Annotated in this window: 14 protein-coding genes and 1 tRNA gene; 2 read left to right on the top strand and 13 right to left on the bottom strand. The window is 63.3% G+C overall.

Annotated elements, in window-relative coordinates:
- Positions 1–532: 532 nt before the first annotated feature.
- Positions 533–799, top strand: coding sequence for a hypothetical protein (locus ACIQT2_RS10000; protein ID WP_402945935.1), 267 nt, complete (start codon positions 533–535; stop codon positions 797–799).
- Between the two features lie 15 nt (positions 800–814).
- Here the strand turns inward: ACIQT2_RS10000 and ACIQT2_RS09995 are convergent, their stop codons facing one another.
- Together ACIQT2_RS09995 and ACIQT2_RS09990 are read right to left on the bottom strand one after the other, a co-directional pair.
- Entirely contained in the window at positions 815–1,945 is a 1,131-nt protein-coding gene (locus tag ACIQT2_RS09995; RefSeq protein ID WP_402945933.1) for a tyrosine-type recombinase/integrase, read from the bottom strand.
- A gap of 87 nt (positions 1,946–2,032) precedes the next feature.
- A tRNA-Leu gene (locus ACIQT2_RS09990) sits at positions 2,033–2,114 on the bottom strand.
- Between the two features lie 188 nt (positions 2,115–2,302).
- On the opposite strand from ACIQT2_RS09990, the gene ACIQT2_RS09985 reads away from it, so the two are divergent.
- Entirely contained in the window at positions 2,303–2,908 is a 606-nt protein-coding gene (locus tag ACIQT2_RS09985) for an ANTAR domain-containing response regulator (RefSeq protein ID WP_402945932.1), read from the top strand.
- Between the two features lie 256 nt (positions 2,909–3,164).
- Here the strand turns inward: ACIQT2_RS09985 and pyk are convergent, their stop codons facing one another.
- The 11 genes from pyk to hisI all read right to left on the bottom strand — a co-directional run bounded on the left by pyk (position 3,165) and on the right by hisI (position 18,404).
- Positions 3,165–4,655, bottom strand: a complete 1,491-nt coding sequence (gene pyk / locus ACIQT2_RS09980) for a pyruvate kinase (protein WP_400334458.1) — start codon at positions 4,653–4,655, stop codon at positions 3,165–3,167.
- A gap of 55 nt (positions 4,656–4,710) precedes the next feature.
- Positions 4,711–6,168, bottom strand: a complete 1,458-nt coding sequence (locus ACIQT2_RS09975; RefSeq protein WP_402945930.1) for a glutamate synthase subunit beta — start codon at positions 6,166–6,168, stop codon at positions 4,711–4,713.
- On the bottom strand, positions 6,161–10,774 hold the full coding sequence (gene gltB / locus ACIQT2_RS09970; RefSeq protein ID WP_402945928.1) for a glutamate synthase large subunit: 4,614 nt from the start codon (positions 10,772–10,774) through the stop codon (positions 6,161–6,163). Before gltB ends, ACIQT2_RS09975 begins: the two co-directional genes overlap by 8 nt.
- Before the next feature lie 259 nt (positions 10,775–11,033).
- Positions 11,034–12,188: a prolipoprotein diacylglyceryl transferase gene (gene lgt, locus ACIQT2_RS09965; RefSeq protein ID WP_402945926.1), complete on the bottom strand. Its 1,155-nt coding sequence runs from the start codon at positions 12,186–12,188 to the stop codon at positions 11,034–11,036.
- A 21-nt stretch (positions 12,189–12,209) separates the two neighbouring features.
- Positions 12,210–13,022 carry a tryptophan synthase subunit alpha gene (trpA, locus tag ACIQT2_RS09960; RefSeq protein WP_400334465.1) on the bottom strand — a complete coding sequence of 271 codons (813 nt, stop codon included), beginning with the start codon at positions 13,020–13,022 and terminating at the stop codon, positions 12,210–12,212.
- Positions 13,022–14,398 carry a tryptophan synthase subunit beta gene (gene trpB, locus ACIQT2_RS09955; protein WP_400334742.1) on the bottom strand — a complete coding sequence of 459 codons (1,377 nt, stop codon included), beginning with the start codon at positions 14,396–14,398 and terminating at the stop codon, positions 13,022–13,024. The genes trpA and trpB overlap by 1 nt, the downstream gene beginning before the upstream one ends.
- Before the next feature lie 108 nt (positions 14,399–14,506).
- The gene (trpC, locus tag ACIQT2_RS09950) at positions 14,507–15,325 is read right to left on the bottom strand and encodes an indole-3-glycerol phosphate synthase TrpC (RefSeq protein WP_402945924.1); all 819 of its coding nucleotides are present in this window, start codon (positions 15,323–15,325) and stop codon (positions 14,507–14,509) included.
- 2 nt (positions 15,326–15,327) lie between these two features.
- Positions 15,328–15,600, bottom strand: a complete 273-nt coding sequence (locus ACIQT2_RS09945; protein WP_387436269.1) for an HGxxPAAW family protein — start codon at positions 15,598–15,600, stop codon at positions 15,328–15,330.
- A 131-nt stretch (positions 15,601–15,731) separates the two neighbouring features.
- Complete coding sequence (locus ACIQT2_RS09940) at positions 15,732–16,337, bottom strand: Trp biosynthesis-associated membrane protein (RefSeq protein ID WP_402945921.1); 606 nt, start codon at positions 16,335–16,337, stop codon at positions 15,732–15,734.
- On the bottom strand, positions 16,334–17,932 hold the full coding sequence (locus tag ACIQT2_RS09935) for an anthranilate synthase component I (protein WP_402945919.1): 1,599 nt from the start codon (positions 17,930–17,932) through the stop codon (positions 16,334–16,336). Before ACIQT2_RS09935 ends, ACIQT2_RS09940 begins: the two co-directional genes overlap by 4 nt.
- A 55-nt stretch (positions 17,933–17,987) precedes the next feature.
- A complete protein-coding gene (hisI, locus tag ACIQT2_RS09930; protein ID WP_400334472.1) occupies positions 17,988–18,404 on the bottom strand; it encodes a phosphoribosyl-AMP cyclohydrolase in 417 nt (138 codons plus the stop codon).
- Positions 18,405–18,488: the final 84 nt, after the last annotated feature.

Below are 18,488 nucleotides of genomic sequence, written 5' to 3'. Positions count from 1 at the left end.
ATGTTGGTAGAAACCGCCGCGGCGAACGATGGAGCTCTACGAGAAGGGAACTGCTTCGGTTGAACAGACCCAGAAGCGCGACGCTATTAGCCACTGGAACTAGCTTCAGCTAGGTCGAAGATCGCGCACTAAACTGGTTTGCCCGGAGGGCAGCGAAGGAAAAAGCCCTGAGAACTGCATACTTTGGGAACACATCATCCTCTCAACACGATCGCAGCATGATCACCAGGCATCAGGCAGGGAGCATTTCTGGGAACACCAGCCGCGCGTCACTGTCGCGAATGAACTTCTCCGCCACCAGAAGCTGAACGACAAGACATGCAGGGACCCGTTCAAGCTTCGGCATCGAGTCCCGGCACGTTGGCGCCGCAACCAACTACGTGCTGCGCTCTAAAGACACCCTGATAGCCGAGGCCTTGTGACCGGCGGCTGGGTCAACAGAACTAAGTATAAGTCCAGTCCCACTTTGTCATGTGGCTGCGGACAACTACATGAATGAACAGCCAGGAAGACCAAACGACGGGGCGTTGATATGGACTTGGAATTTTTCGAGCCTGCCGAAGCTGCAGCACTCATGCGCTGCAGTGAAGGGTGGCTGCGCGATGGCGCGGCAACTGGCCGCTTTCCGCACGCTTGCTGGGGCAAGGGAAAGATCGTCTTCACGTCAGAGCACATCGCGGAAATAGCCAGACTCAGTGAGATCTCGCCGAGCTCCCACCCCTCTCCAGCGACGCAGGCCGCCAGCACAAGCAGCGCCAGGCTCATCGGCACGCGCGCACGCAACCGCCTGGTCTCCTGAGAGGCCAGAACAGCTTCACCGCATGAACGCTGCGACCTGCCGCTCAGTAGCGTCCGCCCCAACCTGCAGTGCCTCAGGCATAAGGTGGCCATACACCTGCTCAGTAGTCTTGATTGACGCATGCCCCAACCGGCGCGAGATCGTAAAGATGGGCACTCCATCCTGAATCAACCAGGACGCGTGCGTGTGTCGCAGGTCGTGAATGCGAGGGTCTTTCCGCAGCCCTCGTAGCTGTGCTGCCTTAACCGCGGGCACCCAGAAGTGGTGCCAGTACAGCTTGTGCACGATCCGCTCCCCCTTGGGCGTCGTGAACAGCAGGTCGCTGCTCGGACGGCCCGCCACCAACGGAACCAACAAATCCACCAGCGCAGGATTCAAACCGATCGTCCGCTTACCCGCACCAGTCTCCGTCGGCCCGATGTAGAACTGGTTCTGCCCGTCCCGTTTCCATGCCTTGTTGATACGCGCGGTCGCCGGCTTACCCAGCAGATCAATGTCCGCCACGGTCAGAGCTGTGGCCTCCCCGAAACGGGTCCCTGTCATCACCAGGAAGTTCGTGAAGTCCCTGTACCGCTCCCCCATGTTTTCCATGACCAGGCCGAATTCCGCATGGGTGAGGAACATCATCTCGTCCTCGGCCTTCTCCACGCTCGGCAGCTGTACACCGCGGCAAGGATTTCGCGTGATGTAGCCGAGCATTTCTGCAGTGTTCATGGAAGCCGAGATCAGGCCATGCACGTTCTTGATCGTCTTCGGGGACCGGCCCTTGGCCATCATGGACTTCACCCAGAACGCGATGGCACGGTAGTCAAGCTTGTCGACAGGCAGCCCGCCGATGACCTTCTTCACGTGCAGATCCAGCATGGTCTGGTACGTCTTCACAGTGCCGCTGGAGGGTCGAACCAGAAGGTCGATGTGTTCCTGGATCACCTCGGCAACCGTCGGCACGCGCTTGGCGTTTTCGAGGATCGCATGCTGTGCCACTTCGAAGTTCTGGCCATTGGCGTCGAGCAACCGTTTGAGGGTCTCGGCTTCAGAATGAGAGACGAAAGTCAGGCCCTGTGCCTTGCCGGTTTTGGGGTCCCGCCAGCGGACCATAAAGGACTGGGAACCGTCCTTTTTGGGTCGTGTAGAGATGCTGGCCATAGATAAAACGCTACGCCGCTGTACACACTTTTAGGGGTTTTGTACACAGTCAGGGGCCATATAGGCCCCTGACCTGCGACAACATCGTGCCCGAGGTGGGACTCGAACCCACACACCTTTCGATACCGCATTTTGAGTGCGGCGCGTCTGCCAATTCCGCCACTCGGGCGCGGAGATACTGGGTGGAAACCAGCTACATTTCTGTGAGCAACGCGATCCGTTCCCAGCACGCGAAACTACTCTACATGCAGATAGGCTGTTTCAAAGAACCGGGCGCGCCGGGTGCAACAAAACCTGCCCCGGAAGCGTCCGCACTAAGATGGACTTGAACCCGCCGAACCTTTGCAAGGAGATCCCGTGACCGAACAGACGGAGTCCGCCCCCATAGCCCAGCCGGCCCGACGCGTTGTCGTCGCCGAGGATGAGACCCTCATCCGCCTGGACATTATCGAGATCCTGAAGGGCGAGGGTTACGACGTCGTCGGCGAGGCAGACAACGGCGAAAAGGCTGTTGAACTGGCCGAAGAGCTGAAGCCCGATCTTGTCCTGATGGACGTCAAGATGCCCGTAATGGATGGCATCTCCGCAGCCGAAAAGATCGTGAAGGCACGCATCGCACCGGTTGTGCTCCTCACGGCTTTCAGCCAGAAGGAACTCGTCGAGCGTGCCCGCGACGCCGGCGCCATGGCGTACGTGGTCAAGCCCTTCACCCCGGCTGATCTCGTCCCCGCCATCGAGATCGCCCTGTCCCGCCACGAGGAGATCAAGGCCCTTGAGAACGAGGTTTCGGACCTGCAGGAGCAGTTCGCCACCCGCAAGCTCGTTGAGCGCGCCAAGAGCCTCCTGACCACCAAGATGGGCCTTACCGAACCCGAGGCGTTCCGCTGGATCCAGAAGACCTCCATGGACCGCCGCCTGAGCATGCGTGAGGTCGCTGAGACCATCATCAACCAGGTCAACTAGCACCAAGCCAACGAAGGGCGGCTTCCTATTCGGAAGCCGCCCTTCGGCGTCCTAAAACCACGACGCCGGCAATCACCCCGGCGACCGTCGCACCTCCCGAAGCAAAACCACGACGCCGGCAATCGCCGAAGCGCGCCACGCACCGGGGCGCAGCACACCAAACCCGACCACCCGCCGTCGTACCGAACGAACGTCAGGCTTAAACGAAAAGCAGGCCCCGCCACCCGGCGGGACCTGCCCATCGAAAGAACGAAGACTACGCCTTCGCCTTGGACTTCTTTTCTGGCCAAGGACCAACCGGTTCCTTGCGTGAGGAATCCACGGCCGAGGTATCGGCGAGGTCGCCTACCTTGTGGACCTTCAGCGAGTTGGTGGATCCGGCCTGTCCTGGAGGGGAACCGGCTGCGATGACCACCAGGTCGCCTTCCTCAACGAGCTTCATGTCCAGCAGGCTCTTGTCCACCTGGGCGGTCATCTCGTCGGTGTGTCCCACCATGGAGACCAGCACCGGACGGATGCCCCAGGTCAGTGCCAGCTGGTTCCACACGTGCTCAACCGGAGTGAACGCGAAAACCGGCTTGACCGGACGCAGGCGGGACAGGCGGCGGGCCGAGTCGCCGGACTGCGTGAACGCACAGATGTACTTGGCGTCCAACTGGTCGGCGATTTCCACAGCGGCACGGGTGATCGCGCCACCGCGGGTGCGGGGCTTGGTGCCCAGCGGAGGTACGCGCTCCAGGCCGTGCTCCTCGGTGGATTCGATGATCCGGGCCATGGTCTTGACGGTTTCGATCGGGTACTGCCCCACCGAGGTTTCACCGGACAGCATCACAGCGTCTGCGCCGTCAAGCACTGCGTTGGCGCAGTCGGAAGCCTCTGCACGCGTCGGACGCGGGTTGTCGATCATGGATTCCAGGACCTGGGTGGCCACGATGACGGGCTTGGCCCAGCGGCGGGCCAGTTCAATGGCGCGCTTCTGGACGATCGGCACCTCTTCGAGCGGCAGTTCAACACCGAGGTCGCCACGGGCAACCATGATGGCGTCGAACGCGTCGATGATTTCGTGGAGCTGGTCCACGGCCTGGGGCTTTTCGATCTTGGCGATGACCGGTACGCGGCGGCCTTCTTCGTCCATGATTTCGTGGACGCGCTTGATGTCGGCTGCGTCGCGGACGAAGGAGAGGGCAACCAGGTCAACGCCGCGCTTGAGGGCCCAACGGAGGTCGTCCTCATCCTTTTCGCTCAGGGCGGGGACGTTGACGGCAACACCGGGGAGGTTGATGCCCTTGTTGTTGGAGACCTTGCCGCCAACGGTAACGGTGGCAACAACTTTGACGTCGTCAACCTCAATGGCGCGCAGGGCTACCTTGCCGTCGTCGATGAGCAAAGCGTCGCCAACGTTGACGTCCTCGGTGAGGCTCTTCAGCGTGGTGGAGCAGATGTCCTTGGTTCCGGGGACGTCTTCGGTGGTGATGGTGAAGGTGTCGCCGACAGCCAGCTCGTGCGGTCCGTCAACAAAGCGGCCCAGACGGATCTTGGGTCCCTGGAGGTCGGCCATGATGGCCACCGGCTTCTGCAACTGGGCGGAAGCCTTGCGGACGTTCTCGTAGGTGTTGTCGTGCACGGAGTAGTCGCCGTGGCTCATGTTCATACGCGCAACGTCGACGCCGGCCTCCAGCACCGCGAGGGTGTTGTCATAGCTGGAGATAGCCGGGCCGAAAGTTGCCACAATTTTCGCGCGTCTCATATACCTACCCTAAGTAGTGTTCTGCTGATTGAGTAAAAGAACATTCCTGCCGGCGCTATAAGACCGCGATTGCCCGGTCGGTGGGGGCGACCGGTGCCGGGAGGATCGTGCTTCCCATGAGGAACTTATCGACGGCGGCCGCGCACGCACGGCCTTCGGCGATGGCCCACACAATCAGAGACTGGCCACGTCCGGCATCGCCGGCAACGAACACGCCTTCGGTATTCGTCATGTAGTAGCCATCACGGGCAACGTTGCCACGGGCGTCAAACTCTGCACTTACTTGTTCGGTGATGCCTGCCGGCTCGGCGCCGGTGAAGCCGAGGCTGAGGAACACGAGGTCGGCGGGAATGACCCGCTCGGTTCCGGCCTTGGGGAGGCGCTTGCCGTCGACGAACTCCGTTTCGGCAACCTTGACTCCGGTCAGCTTGCCGTTTTCGCCAACAAACTCAACGGTGGACGCAAGGTAGGTACGCTCGCCGCCTTCTTCGTGGGCGCTTGCCACCTCGAACAGGGTGGGGAACGTCGGCCACGGCTGGTGCGACGCACGTTCCAGCGGCGGCTGCTTGCCGATCGCCAGGGTGGTGACCGAGGCTGCCTGGTGGCGGTGTGCGGTACCAATGCAGTCTGCACCGGTGTCGCCGCCACCGAGGATGACCACATGCTTGCCACGGGCGTCGATGTGGTTTTCAGGGCTCTCCCCCGCAACCACACGGTTGGAAGGCACAAGGTAGTCCATGGCGAAGTGGACGCCATCGAGATCGCGGCCGGGGATGGGGAGGTCGCGCGGAACGGTGGCGCCGGTGGCGATCACCACGGCGTCGTAGCGGCGCCGCAGCTGCTCCCACGTCACGTCCGTACCGACGGCGACGCCGGTGCGGAAACGGGTGCCTTCAGCCTTCATTTGGTCCAGGCGGCGATCCACCTGGTCCTTCTCCATCTTGAAGTCGGGGATGCCGTAGCGGAGCAGGCCGCCGATCTTGTCGTCGCGTTCGTACACGGCAACCGTGTGACCAACGCGCGTCAACTGCTGTGCGGCAGCGAGGCCGGCGGGACCCGAGCCAACCACGGCTACCGTCTTGCCGGTGAGGCGCGTCGGCGGAAGCGGCTGGACCCAGTCGTTGTCGAAGGCTTCATCGATGATGGAAACCTCAACCTGCTTGATGGTCACGGCAGGCTGGTTGATGCCCAGTACGCAGGAAGCTTCACAGGGAGCCGGGCAGAGGCGACCGGTCCACTCAGGGAAGTTGTTCGTGGCATGGAGGCGCTCAATGGCCTCCTCGCCCTTGTCCCGCCAAACGAGGTCGTTCCACTCGGGAATGAGGTTGCCCAACGGACACCCCTGGTGGCAGAACGGAACGCCGCAGTCCATGCAGCGGCCGGCCTGGCTCTTCAGGACGCCCTTCTCCTGGGCCTCGTAGACTTCTTTCCAGTCCATGATGCGGACCGGAACGGGACGGCGTGGCTGCGTCTCGCGCTGCCGGACTTTCAGAAATCCGCGTGGATCAGCCACCGGTTACCTCCAGGATTCGGGACCATACTTCTTCGCCGTCGGGGTCGAGGCCCTCTTCGATGGCGTTGAGGCGGGTTTGCAGGACTGCAGCGTAGTCGCGCGGCAGTACCTTGGTGATGCGGGCAGCAGTGTCGTCGAAGTTTTCGAGCAAGCGGCCGGCCAGGACGGATTCGGTCTCCTCGACGTGCTTGACGAGGAGGCCGTGCACAATGTCGCGGTCTTCGGCGTCCAGTTCAAGGAGCTGGAGCTCGCCGGAGTCCAGGGCGTCCTTGTTGACGCGCTCGGGTTGCAGGTCCAGCACGTAGGCCGTACCGCCGGACATGCCGGCACCGAAGTTGCGGCCCGTGCGGCCGATGATCAGCGTCTGGCCACCGGTCATGTACTCGCAACCGTGGTCGCCAATACCTTCGACGACAGCGGTGGCACCGGAGTTGCGGACCAGGAAGCGTTCGCCCACCTGGCCACGGAGGAAGAGCTCACCGCTGGTGGCACCGTAACCGATGACGTTGCCTGCAATGACGTTGCGCTCGGCCTGGAACACGTTCGTGCGGTCCGGGCGGACGATGATGCGTCCACCGGAGAGGCCCTTGCCAACGTAGTCATTGGAGTCGCCGAACATGCGCAAGGTGATGCCTGCGGGCAGGAAGGCTCCCAAGGACTGGCCGGCCGTGCCATTGAGTGTGACGTCGATCGTGTCGGTCGCCAGAACATCGGTGCCGAAGGTCTTGGTCACCACGTGGCCCAGCATGGTACCCACGGAACGGTCCGTGTTGATGACGTCCAGGGTGATCTTGACGGGCATCCGGTCGCTGAGTGCTTCCTGCGCCATGGTGATGAGCCGCTGGTCGAAGTGCTTGTCCAGTTCGTGGTTCTGGCCCACCATGTTGCGCAGCGGAACGTCGTCGTCGAACTCGAGGCCGTGCAGGATCGGATCAAGATCCAGCCCGTCGGCCTTCCAGTGGTCGATCGCGTCGCGGGTGTCCAGCACCTCGGCGTGGCCGATCGCCTCTTCGATGCTGCGGAAGCCAAGGTCGGCAAGGATCTCGCGGACTTCTTCTGCGAGGAACTCGAAGAAGTTGACCACGAATTCGGGCTTGCCGGAGAACCGGGCCCGGAGCTCGGGGTTCTGCGTGGCAACGCCCACCGGGCAGGTGTCCAAGTGGCAGACGCGCATCATGATGCAGCCTTCGACCACCAGCGGAGCCGTAGCGAAACCGAACTCTTCGCCACCCAGCAGGGCGGCAATGACTACGTCGCGTCCGGTCTTGAGCTGGCCGTCAACCTGGACCACCACACGGTCGCGCAGGCCGTTGAGCATCAGGGTCTGCTGCGTCTCGGCGAGACCGAGTTCCCACGGCACACCCGCATGCTTGAGCGAGTTCAGCGGCGAGGCGCCGGTACCGCCGTCGTGACCTGAAACAAGCACGACGTCGGCCTTCGCCTTGGTCACGCCGGACGCCACAGTGCCGATCCCGACTTCCGAAACCAGCTTCACATGCACTCGTGCCGAAGGGTTGGCGCGCTTGGCATCATAGATGAGCTGCGCCAGGTCTTCGATCGAGTAGATGTCGTGGTGCGGCGGTGGGGAGATCAGTCCGACGCCAGGGGTCGAGTGGCGGGTCCGGGCCACCCAGGGGTAGACCTTTTGCGCCATCAGCTGGCCACCCTCGCCGGGCTTGGCACCCTGGGCCATCTTGATCTGGATGTCGTCGGCGTTGGTCAGGTACAGGCTGGTGACACCGAAACGGCCGGAAGCGATCTGCTTGATGGCGGAGCGGCGCTCCGGATCCAGCAGGCGGTCCACGTCCTCGCCGCCTTCACCCGTGTTGGACTTGGCACCCAAACGGTTCATGGCAATGGCCAGCGTCTCGTGCGCTTCCTTGGAGATGGAGCCGTAGCTCATGGCACCCGTGGAGAAACGCTTGACGATGCTGGAGACTGGCTCTACTTCCTCGAGCGGGACCGCAGGGCGGATACCGTCCTTGAACTTGAGCAGGCCGCGCAAGGTCATGAGGTTTTCGGACTGGTCGTCAACAGCTTTGGTGTACTGCTTGAAGATGTCGTAGCGGCGTTCGCGCGTGGCGTGCTGCAGGCGGAACACGGTCTCCGGGTTGAAGAGGTGCGGCTCGCCGTCGCGGCGCCACTGGTACTCGCCGCCACCCAGGAGCGGGCGGTGCGGGTGCTCGATGCCACCCTCGGGGTAGGCCATCTGGTGGCGGGCCGAAACCTCGGCCGCGATGACTTCCAGGCCGACGCCGCCCAACTGCGAGTGGGTACCGGAGAAGAATTCGTCAACGAGTTCCTGGGACAGGCCCAGGGCTTCGAAGGTTTGCGCGCCGGTGTAGGAAGCAACCGTCGAGATGCCCATCTTGGACATGATCTTCAGGACGCCCTTTCCCAGGCCCTTGATGAGGTTGTAGACGCCGTCTTCCGGAGTCACGCCCACCACGTCGCCGTTGGAGATCAGCTGCTCCACCGATTCCATGGCCAAGTACGGGTTGACGGCGGAAGCACCGTAACCGATCAGCACGGCCACATGGTGCGTCTCGCGGACGTCGCCGGCCTCGACCACCAGGGCGGTCTTGGTCCGGTTTGCACTCCGGAGCAGGTGGTGGTGCACGGCGCTGACCAGAAGGAGCGACGGGATGGGCGCCCACTGAGCGTTCGAGTCACGATCGGACAGCACGATGTACTGCACGCCACGGTTGATGGCGCCGGAAACCTGCTCGCAGATTTCGGTCAGGCGGGCACGCAGGGCTGCTTCTCCACCCTCGGGGCGGTAGAGCCCGCGTACCTTCATGGCGATGCGGTCGCCGTCGGCGTTTTCGATGTTCGCGATCTTGGCGAGCTGGTCGTTGTTGATCACGGGGAACGGCAGGGAGATCTGCGGCTGGCGGACCTGCTTGCCGTCCAGAAGGTTGCCGTTGGGACCGATGGCGCACTTCAGTGACGTTACGAGCTCTTCGCGGATGGCGTCCAACGGCGGGTTGGTGACCTGCGCGAAGGACTGCACGAAGTAGTCGAACAGCAAGCGGGGGCGCTTGGAGAGCACGGCAACGGGAGTGTCAGATCCCATGGCGCCCAGGGGCTCGGCACCCGTACGGGCCATCGGTCCAAGCAGGATCTTCAGTTCTTCGGTGGTGTAGCCGAAGGTCCGCTGCCGGATGTTCACCGAGGCAGCCGTGTGGAGCACGTGCTCACGCTCGGGGAGTTCGTTGATGTCGATCAGGTTGTCCTTGAGCCACTCGGCCCACGGGTTGGCTGCAGCAACCTCGGCCTTGACCTCGGCATCATCGATGATGCGGCCCGCCTCTGTGTCGACCAGGAACATCTTGCCCGGGGCAACGCGGCCCTTCTTGACCACGTTGGCTGGCTCGACCTCGATCACGCCGACTTCGGACGCGAAGACAATCAGGCCGTCTTCGGTGATCCAGTAGCGGCCGGGACGCAGGCCGTTGCGGTCCAGGGTGGCACCCACAAGGTTGCCGTCCGTGAAGGAAACAGCCGCAGGGCCGTCCCACGGTTCCATGAGCAGCGAGTGGTACTCGTAGAAGGCGCGGCGTGCCGGATCCATGGTGGCATGGTTCTCCCACGCTTCCGGGATCATCATCATGATCGAGTGCGTGATGGGTCGCCCGGAAAGCCACAGGAGCTCGGCTACTTCGTCGAAGGACGCGGAGTCGGAAGCGCCCGGGGTGCAGATCGGGTACAGCTCTTCCGGGGTATCGCCAAGGAGCGGGCTGGCGAGCTGCGACTGACGCGCACGCATCCAGTTCCGATTGCCCTTGACCGTGTTGATCTCGCCGTTGTGGGCGATGGTGCGGAAGGGCTGGGCCAACGGCCAGGACGGGAAGGTGTTGGTGGAGAAGCGCGAGTGGACGATCGCCAGCTTGGTCTTGAAGCGCTTGTCCGAGAGGTCCGGGTAGAACGGCTCCAGCTGTGCCGTGGTCAGCATGCCCTTGTACACAATGGTGCGGGAGGACAGCGAGGGGAAGTACACGCCGAACTTGTTCTGGGCACGCTTGCGGATCCGCCAGGCGCGGGAGTCGAGTTCGTTCCGCTCAAGCTGCTCGCCAGTGGCCGAAGCAAAGAACGGCTGGGAGAAGTAGGGCATGCAGGCACGGGCCATGGCACCAACCAGATCTGCCACCACGGGAACTTCGCGCCAGCCCAGGACCGTCAGTCCCTCGTCAGCAGCCAGCGACTCGATGCCCGCTTTGGCCGTGGCAGCTTCCCGCGACTCGGCAGGCAGGAATGCCGTACCCACCACGTACTGTCCGGGAGCCGGCAGTTCGAATTCAGTGACGGCACGGAAGAACTCGTCCGGTACCTGCATGAGCAGGCCTGCGCCGTCACCGGTGCCCTCGTCGGCGCCAACGGCACCGCGGTGTTCGAGATTGCGGAGGGCAGTCAGTGCCGCTTCCACGATGTCGTATCCCGGTTCCCCGCGGAGCGTGGCAATAATGGCCAGGCCGCAGGCGTCCTTCTCCGCATCGGGGTTGTAAAGCCCCTGGGCCTCCGGAAGCGCAGCGAAGCGCTTGAACGGAGACATGGCACCCTGGGGTTCGATGTTTTCGGACCAACCGGGGTTATGAAGATGGGTCATGGGAGACGTCCTTCCTCGTGATCGTGCGTATGGAAGGGACAACGTTGGCCCCACCTTGCTTGCCTGTGATGGGCACAACAAAGCGCTAGTTATTGGAAATTGTAGGCCAGCCAGCCTTGCGAAACTAACAGTTACGCAGACCACTGGCCCCGGCGAGACCGGTGAACATCGGTATGTTGCGATCCGGATTCCGGGGTGCCACGACGCTGTGGACTGGGCCCTACGAGCGGTGACTCTGTTGCCCCTTTACCGAAAGCGACTACTTGGTGTCGTCAGCCTTCGGCGTAGATCCGGGGGCCTTCCTCGCGGCAGTCGCGGCAGTTCCAGATACCGGCGTGGCCTGAGCCGCCTTGCCGGAATCCCCTGCTGCTTCCTGCGGCTCGTCAACGTGGCCCGGATCGCTTTGGTTATCAGGGAGATTATCACGGGAACCACTATCTGAGACAGATCGTTCCACATCATGACTCGTGACGCTCGTCACCGAAGCGTCATCTTTAGGGGATGCCGCCTCGGGCTCCCGCCCCGCCAAATACGGGGTATCAGGCACCGGTCGGCCACCGCGTCCCAGGACCAGGAAGATCGCCAGGGCCACCACGAACACCAGGATGCTCGTCCAAACATTAAGCCGGGTGGTGATCCCGAAGAGGGTGATTTGCTCGGCGTCGTCTATCCTTAGCGCTTCGATCCACACGCGGCCAACGGTGTAGTACATGGCGTAAAGCCAGAAGAGGCGGCCGCGGCGGAAGTGGAACCTGCGGTCCAAGACCAGGAGCAGGGCCACACCCGCCAGGTTCCATAAGGACTCATAGAGGAATGTCGGGTGGAACAGCGTGTCGGCAGGCATTCCGGCCGGGAAGTTCGCATTGGCAGGATCTATCTGCAGCCCCCAGGGAAGCGTGGTGGGCGCCCCGAACAGCTCCTGGTTGAACCAGTTGCCCCACCGTCCGATCGCCTGGGCGAGCAGAAGGCCCGGAGCCGCCACGTCGAGGAAAGCCGTCAGTTTCAGCCCGGCACGGCGGCAACCAATCCATGCGCCAACTGCCCCCAGGACCACAGCACCCCAAATACCGAGGCCGCCGCGCTGGATCTGCGGGATCAGGGAAAGGTCACCGGTGCCATCGAAGCCAGGACCGAAGTACGCGTCCGGTGACGAAAACACGTGGTACAGGCGCCCGCCGATGATGCCAAACGGAATGGCCCAGATGGCAATGTCCCACAGACTGCCCTCGGGAGCGCCTCGGCGCTTCCAGCGGACGGACGTCAGCCACAGGCCAACGATGATGCCCGTAAGGATGCAGAGCGCATACGCATGGATGCGCAACGTCCCCCACGGCAGCGGAATGTCGAAACCGGACCACGAGGGGCTCGGGATACTCAAGGGGACCATTGCCGCTGCGTGGAGGACGGTCTGCATGGGGCTTTGCTGTTCCTTTTCCTAGGCGTCTGCAGCTGCGCGGCCCAGGCCGGCGCTGAGGTTCTTGGTGAGTTGCCCGACGGCATCGACGCCGCCATCGCGGAGCGCCGCCACGAGGGCGGTTCCAACGATCACGCCATCGGCGTAGGCGGCGATTTCGCGGACGTGGTCCGGGTTGGAAACACCCAGGCCGACGCATACCCGCTCGGCCCCTGCTGCGTGTGCACGGGCCACAACGTCCTCGGCGCTGCTGCTGACCGACTGGCGTGCACCGGTGACACCCATGATGGACACGCCGTAGACAAATCCACGGCTGGCCTTCACGGTCATGTCCAGGCGTTCAGGTGTCGAGGAGGGCGCCACCAGGAAGACACGGTCCAGACCGTACTTGTCCGACGCTTCGAACCATTCGGCGGCCTCGTCCGGGATCAGGTCCGGAGTGATGAGGCCCGCTCCCCCGGCTTCAGCCAGGCGCCGCGAGAACTCGCCCACGCCCATCCGCATCACCGGATTCCAGTACGTCATGACCAGCACTGCCGCATCCGTGACCGCGGTGATCCCGGCTACGACGTCGAAGACGTTGGAAACACGGAAACCGTTGGCAATGGCTTCCGTGGTGGCTGCCTGGATAACGGGGCCATCCATCACGGGATCAGAGTACGGAATGCCGATCTCGATGAGGTCGGCGCCGTTGCGCGCCAGGGCAATGCCGGCATCGATGCTTTCCTGCACGGTAGGGTATCCGGCGGGCAGGTAGCCGATCAGGGCGGCCCGTCCTTCGGTCTTGGCGCGGTCGATGGCGGCAGCAGACTTGCTGGCAAATTGTTCAGTCATTAGTCCTGGTCCCCGTTCACGTCAGCAGTTGCCTCGGAAGATCGCTCCGACGGGCCTTTGGGCTTGCGTGTGGACAGGGTGGTCCCCCGCACGTGCCCCTCGTCGTCGAGCATGTTGAACCAGGCTGCCGCGGTTTCCACATCCTTGTCGCCACGGCCGGACAGGTTCACGATCACGGAAACCTCGGCGGGATTCTCTTTGCCTTCGGTGAGGCGCTGCCCCACCTTGATGGCTCCGGCCAGGGCGTGGGAGGACTCGATGGCAGGGATGATGCCTTCCGTACGGCACAAGAGGCTGAAGGCGTCCATTGCTTCGGTGTCGGTAATGGGCTCGTAGGTGACCCGTCCGATGTCGGCAAGGTAGGAGTGTTCCGGGCCAACGCTGGGGTAGTCCAGGCCCGCCGAGATGGAGTGCGACTCAATCGTCTGTCCATCCTCGTCCTGCATGAGGTAGGAGCGGGCACCGTGGAGCACACCCGGGCGGCCCAAGGAAATGGCTGCGGCGTGCCGGCCGGTTTCCACGCCCTCGCCGCCGGCTTCGAAGCCGTAGATCTTCACGGATGCGTCATCCAGGAAGCTGTGGAACAGGCCGATTGCGTTGGATCCGCCGCCGATGCACGCGCAGATGGCGTCCGGGAGCTTCCCGGTCTGCTCCAGGATCTGGGCGCGGGCCTCTTCGCCGATGACCTCGTGGAAGAACCGGACCATGGCCGGGAACGGGTGGGCTCCAGCGGCTGTGCCGAGGAGGTAGTGGGTGTTCTCCACGTTGGAGACCCAGTCGCGGAGGGCGTCGTTGATGGCGTCCTTCAGCGTCTGGGAACCGTTGGTTACCGGCACCACCGTTGCACCAAGAAGCTGCATCCGGGCAACGTTGAGCGCCTGGCGGCGGCAGTCCTCCGCTCCCATGTAGACAACGCATTCGAGGCCAAGGAGGGCCGCCGCAGTGGCACTGGCTACGCCGTGTTGTCCAGCACCGGTCTCGGCAATGACGCGGGTCTTGCCCATGCGCTTGGCCAGGAGCGCCTGGCCAAGGACGTTGTTGATTTTGTGGGATCCGGTGTGGTTGAGGTCTTCCCGCTTAAGGAAAATCCTTGCCCCACCGGCGTGCTTCGAGAAGTTCCTGGCCTCGGTGAGCAACGAAGGACGGCCGGAGTAGTTCTTGTTGAGGTCCTTCAGCTGGGCGAGGAACCCGGGATCGGCCTTTGCCTTCTCGAACGTGTCCTGGACCTCGTCGAGGGCGGCGATGAGGGACTCGGGCATCCAACGGCCACCGTACTTGCCGAAGTAGGGCCCAGCGGCATTGCGCAACGAGGTGCCACCTGCCAGGAATGCGTCGGCCGCATTCTGCTCCGAGCCGGCTGTTGGCGCGTCCACCATCAGTCTCACCGTCCTGTTCCAGTTAGTTGGGTAGTTCACGTACCACGAGGCAGCCTCGGGCGATTGCCCGGGCTGCCTCATGGCTGTCGCCTTGCTTCAGGTACTGCCTCAGTTCCTGACGGCGATGGCGGCAGCTCCAGCTGCCTTGAATTCAGAAATGCGTTCGCGGGGCGTCTGGTCGCTGACCAAAGCCTCGCCCACCAGGATGGCGTTCGCGCCGCTGGCGGCGTAATCGCTGACGTCCTCGGCGGTGCGCACGCCGGATTCGGCGACCACAACCGCCTCAGCCGGGATGAGTCCCGCCAGCGTCCCGAAAACCGAACGGTCGACGTCGAGCGTCTTGAGGTTGCGGACGTTGACCCCAATGATCCGGGCCTCAGCCGCGATGGCGCGTTCGATTTCCTGTTCCGTATGCGTCTCCACGAGCACGTTCATGCCGAGTTCGTGGCTCAGGGCGCTGTAGTCCGCCAGTTGGGCATCGGACAGCGCAGCAACGATCAGGAGGATAAGGTCCGCGCCGTGGGCACGTGCTTCGTGGATCTGGTACTCGTCCACCGTGAAGTCCTTGCGCAGCAGAGGGACATCGACGGCGGCCCGAACAGCATCGAGGTCGGCCAGGGAACCGCCGAAGCGGCGCTGCTCGGTCAGCACGCTGATCACGGAGGCTCCGCCATCCGCATACTGGACCGCAAGGGATGCGGGATCGGAGATCGGCGCCAGGTCCCCCTTGGAGGGACTGCGGCGTTTGATCTCGGCGATGACCTTGAGTTCATCGCGGCTGGCAGACGGACCACCCAGGGCGGCCCATGCATCACGGGCCGGTTTCGCTGCTGCGATGCGGTCCTTGAGCTCTACCGGGGACACCAGCCGGCGACGGGCCTCCATGTCCTCTTTGACGCCAACAATGATGTCATCAAGAACGGTCACGATCAGTGGCCGTTGTTCTGCAGCTTGCTGCCGCCTACTCCGTAGCCCGCCTTGCGCATGGCCCAACCAACAATGAGGCCGATGACCATGACCACGATTCCGCCAATGAAGATCGGGGTGCTGGCGATGACGAAGGCAATGGAAGAAATCAGGGCGCCAACGAGCATCACAATGACGCAGGTCCAGGCAGCCGGGCTGTTGCCGTGACCAATGGCGTCAGCGTGGCTGGCCATCTTGGACTCTGCTTGGTTTGCGGACACGGTGGTTTTGCTCATGTGAAATCTCCTCGGGATGAATACTGCTTACATTCTGCCATTTATTGACGGCGGCCGGGACATCGTCCGACGTCAGGGCGAGCGTGTGCTCTTTTATTGCACGACGCCGGCCCGCAAGGATGGCGGATGGCTTACGTGGGGTCTTCCCCGCGGGAGAGGCTGTCCCAACTGTCGATCTCGTCAACCGGCCCACTGCCACCGGCTACGCCGCTGCCCGCCTTGTCGTACTTGGTGCGGCTCTTCCAGTAACGTCCGGCAAGCGGCAGCATCACGGCGCACACCCCCAGGAAGGCCCCGGCCACGATTGCCACTACCGGGAACAACGTCGTGGCCACCTCTGCCTGGCCGCCCGACACGCCTGTTGCGCCTGCGATGGATCCCTGCGCGGCACCGAGTGGGTCGCCCAGTACCGTCACGGCGGCCAAGATGATGCCCACGGCCGACAACGCGATGATGGCAGCAATGATCCACCGGGCAATGCGGCCCGCAATGGACGCCGCCAGCCCACCTGCCAGGGAGACCAGGGCAAGCGCAGTCACGGCCGTGGCAGCTTTGTTTCCCTGAACCTGCAGATCGGCAGTGGAGGCCGTGGCAGGATCCAGATGGACAGTGATCCAGGTCTGCGTGGTGGTACCAAACACTGCGAAGGCCAGAAGGGTCGTCGTCAGTACCAGCGTGGATTTACTGGCCCACCGTGGTTGGGTGGAAGCCGCTTTGACGGGTGCCTTGGCCGTCATGAGGCGGGCGTCCCGCCGTCGAAGGTTCCGGCGTTCGTTGTTCCAGCGTCGGGGACGGTTTCGGCCGCAATGTTCTGCAACGAACCGGCCGTGTGCACCGCCCGCAGCGGGGCCGCGGCCTTGTTGACAGTTTCCAGCGCCTCGGATGGCTTGTGGGAATCGGCTACGATCCCTCCGCCTGCCTGCACATAGGCGCGACCCTCACGCAGAAGTGCCGAACGGATGGCGATTGCCATGTCCATGTCGCCGGCGAAGTCCAGGTAGCCAACCACGCCACCGTAGATGCCGCGGCGGTGCGGTTCGAGTTCATCCAGCAGGCGCAGGGCCCGCGGCTTCGGAGCGCCGGAGAGGGTGCCCGCGGGGAAGGTCGCCTTGAGGACGTCGTATGCCTTTGCGTCAGGCGCCAATTCACCAACCACCGTGGAGACCAGGTGCATGATGTGGCTGAAGCGCTCAACTTCCATGAACTGGGTGACGTCCACCGTTCCAGCGACGCAGACCTTGGAGAGGTCGTTGCGGGAAAGATCCACGAGCATGAGGTGTTCGGCGCGTTCCTTCTGGTCCGCGAGGAGCTCGGTGGCCAAGGCCTTGTCCGCTTCCACCGTCTTGCCACGGGGACGCGACCCGGCGATGGGGTGGGTGATGACTTCGCCGCCGGTGACGGTGACCAGGGCTTCCGGGGAGGACCCTACGATCGAGTATTCCCTGCCATCGGCATCCGCCAGGCTGAAGACGTACATGTAAGGGCTCGGGTTGGTGTTCCGCAGAACCCGGTAGACGTCCAGCGGATCGGCGGCACATTCCATTTCGAAGCGCCGCGAGATCACCACCTGGAACACTTCCCCGTCCACGATCGCTTCCTTGCCGCGGTCGATCGCCTCCAAATACTGGTTCTCGTCCCAGCGTTCCTGCACGCTGGACGCGAAGTCCAACGCAGCTGTTTCAAGGACGGAGACCGGCTGGGCCACTGGCGTGCTGACTTGCTCCAACATGGACTTCACGCGCGCCACGGCGTCATGCCAGGCCTCATCCACGCGCTCGGTGCTGTTGTCGAAGTTAATGGCGTTGGCAATGAGCAGCACCGTACCGTCTACATTGTCATGGACGGCCATGTCCGTGACCAGGTTCAGGGCCATTTCCGGCAGGTGCAGGTCGTCTTCCGGCGGCGTCGTCAGGCGTTCCCAGTGGCGCACTGCCTCCCAGCCCAGGAATCCAACCAAGCCGGACGTGAAGGGCGGAAGGCCTTCAAAACGGTCTGTCTGCAGGGCAGCAATGGTGTCCCGCACCGCTTCAACAGGGTTACCGCCCACGGGGACGCCGACGGGCGGTTCACCGATCCAGTGTGCCTGTCCGTCCTTGGTGGTCAGGGTGGCACGGGACTTCGCGCCGATGAACGAGTAACGGGACCAGGCACCTCCCACAGCCGCGGATTCCAGGAGGAAGGTACCCGGCTGGCCCTTGGCCAGCTTGCGGTACAGCCCGATCGGAGTCTCGGCATCGGCCAGGACTTTGAGTCGGACGGGGATGACACGGCTGTGGACGGCGAGTTCGCGGAACTCTTCCAGGCCCGGGCTGATGATTCCAAGGTCCTGCATGGCTATTCTTTCCGCCTTCGGTATGAGGTGGTGCGTCAGTAAAAAGGGTGGGTGCCTAGTCGCGGTGACCCGTGACGACCGTAAAGTCGCGCCCGTCGAAGCAGGTCCGGGTTCCGGTGTGGCAGGCCGCGCCAACCTGGTCCACGCGGACCAGCAGGGCATCGCCGTCACAGTCAAGGGCGACTGACTTCACGAACTGAACGTGTCCGGAAGTGTCGCCCTTGCGCCAGTACTCCTGGCGCGAACGGGAGTAGAACGTCACCCGTCCCGTGGTCATGGTGCGGCGGAGTGCTTCGTCATCCATCCAGCCCAGCATGAGGACCTCGTTGGTGTCGTGCTGCTGGATGATGGCGGCTACAAGACCGGCGGAATCGCGTTTAAGGGCGCTCGAGATCGCCTCTGGAAGGGTCACTGCGGGGTCGCTGGGGAACTCCACGGCAGGAGTTGGACTGGGTGCGGACTGCTCTGACATCAGATCAAGTCTAGTGCCTTCGGGAGACCCCGGTTTATGCGGCGGTTCCACTAAGCAACAGAGCCCTGATCGTGCTAGTTTCAC

It is taken from the genome of Paenarthrobacter sp. NPDC090522 (assembly GCF_044769225.1).
GTDB lineage: Bacteria > Actinomycetota > Actinomycetes > Actinomycetales > Micrococcaceae > Arthrobacter.
Note: the sequence above shows the minus strand (reverse complement) of the source record. Positions and strands in the feature narration are given on the sequence as shown.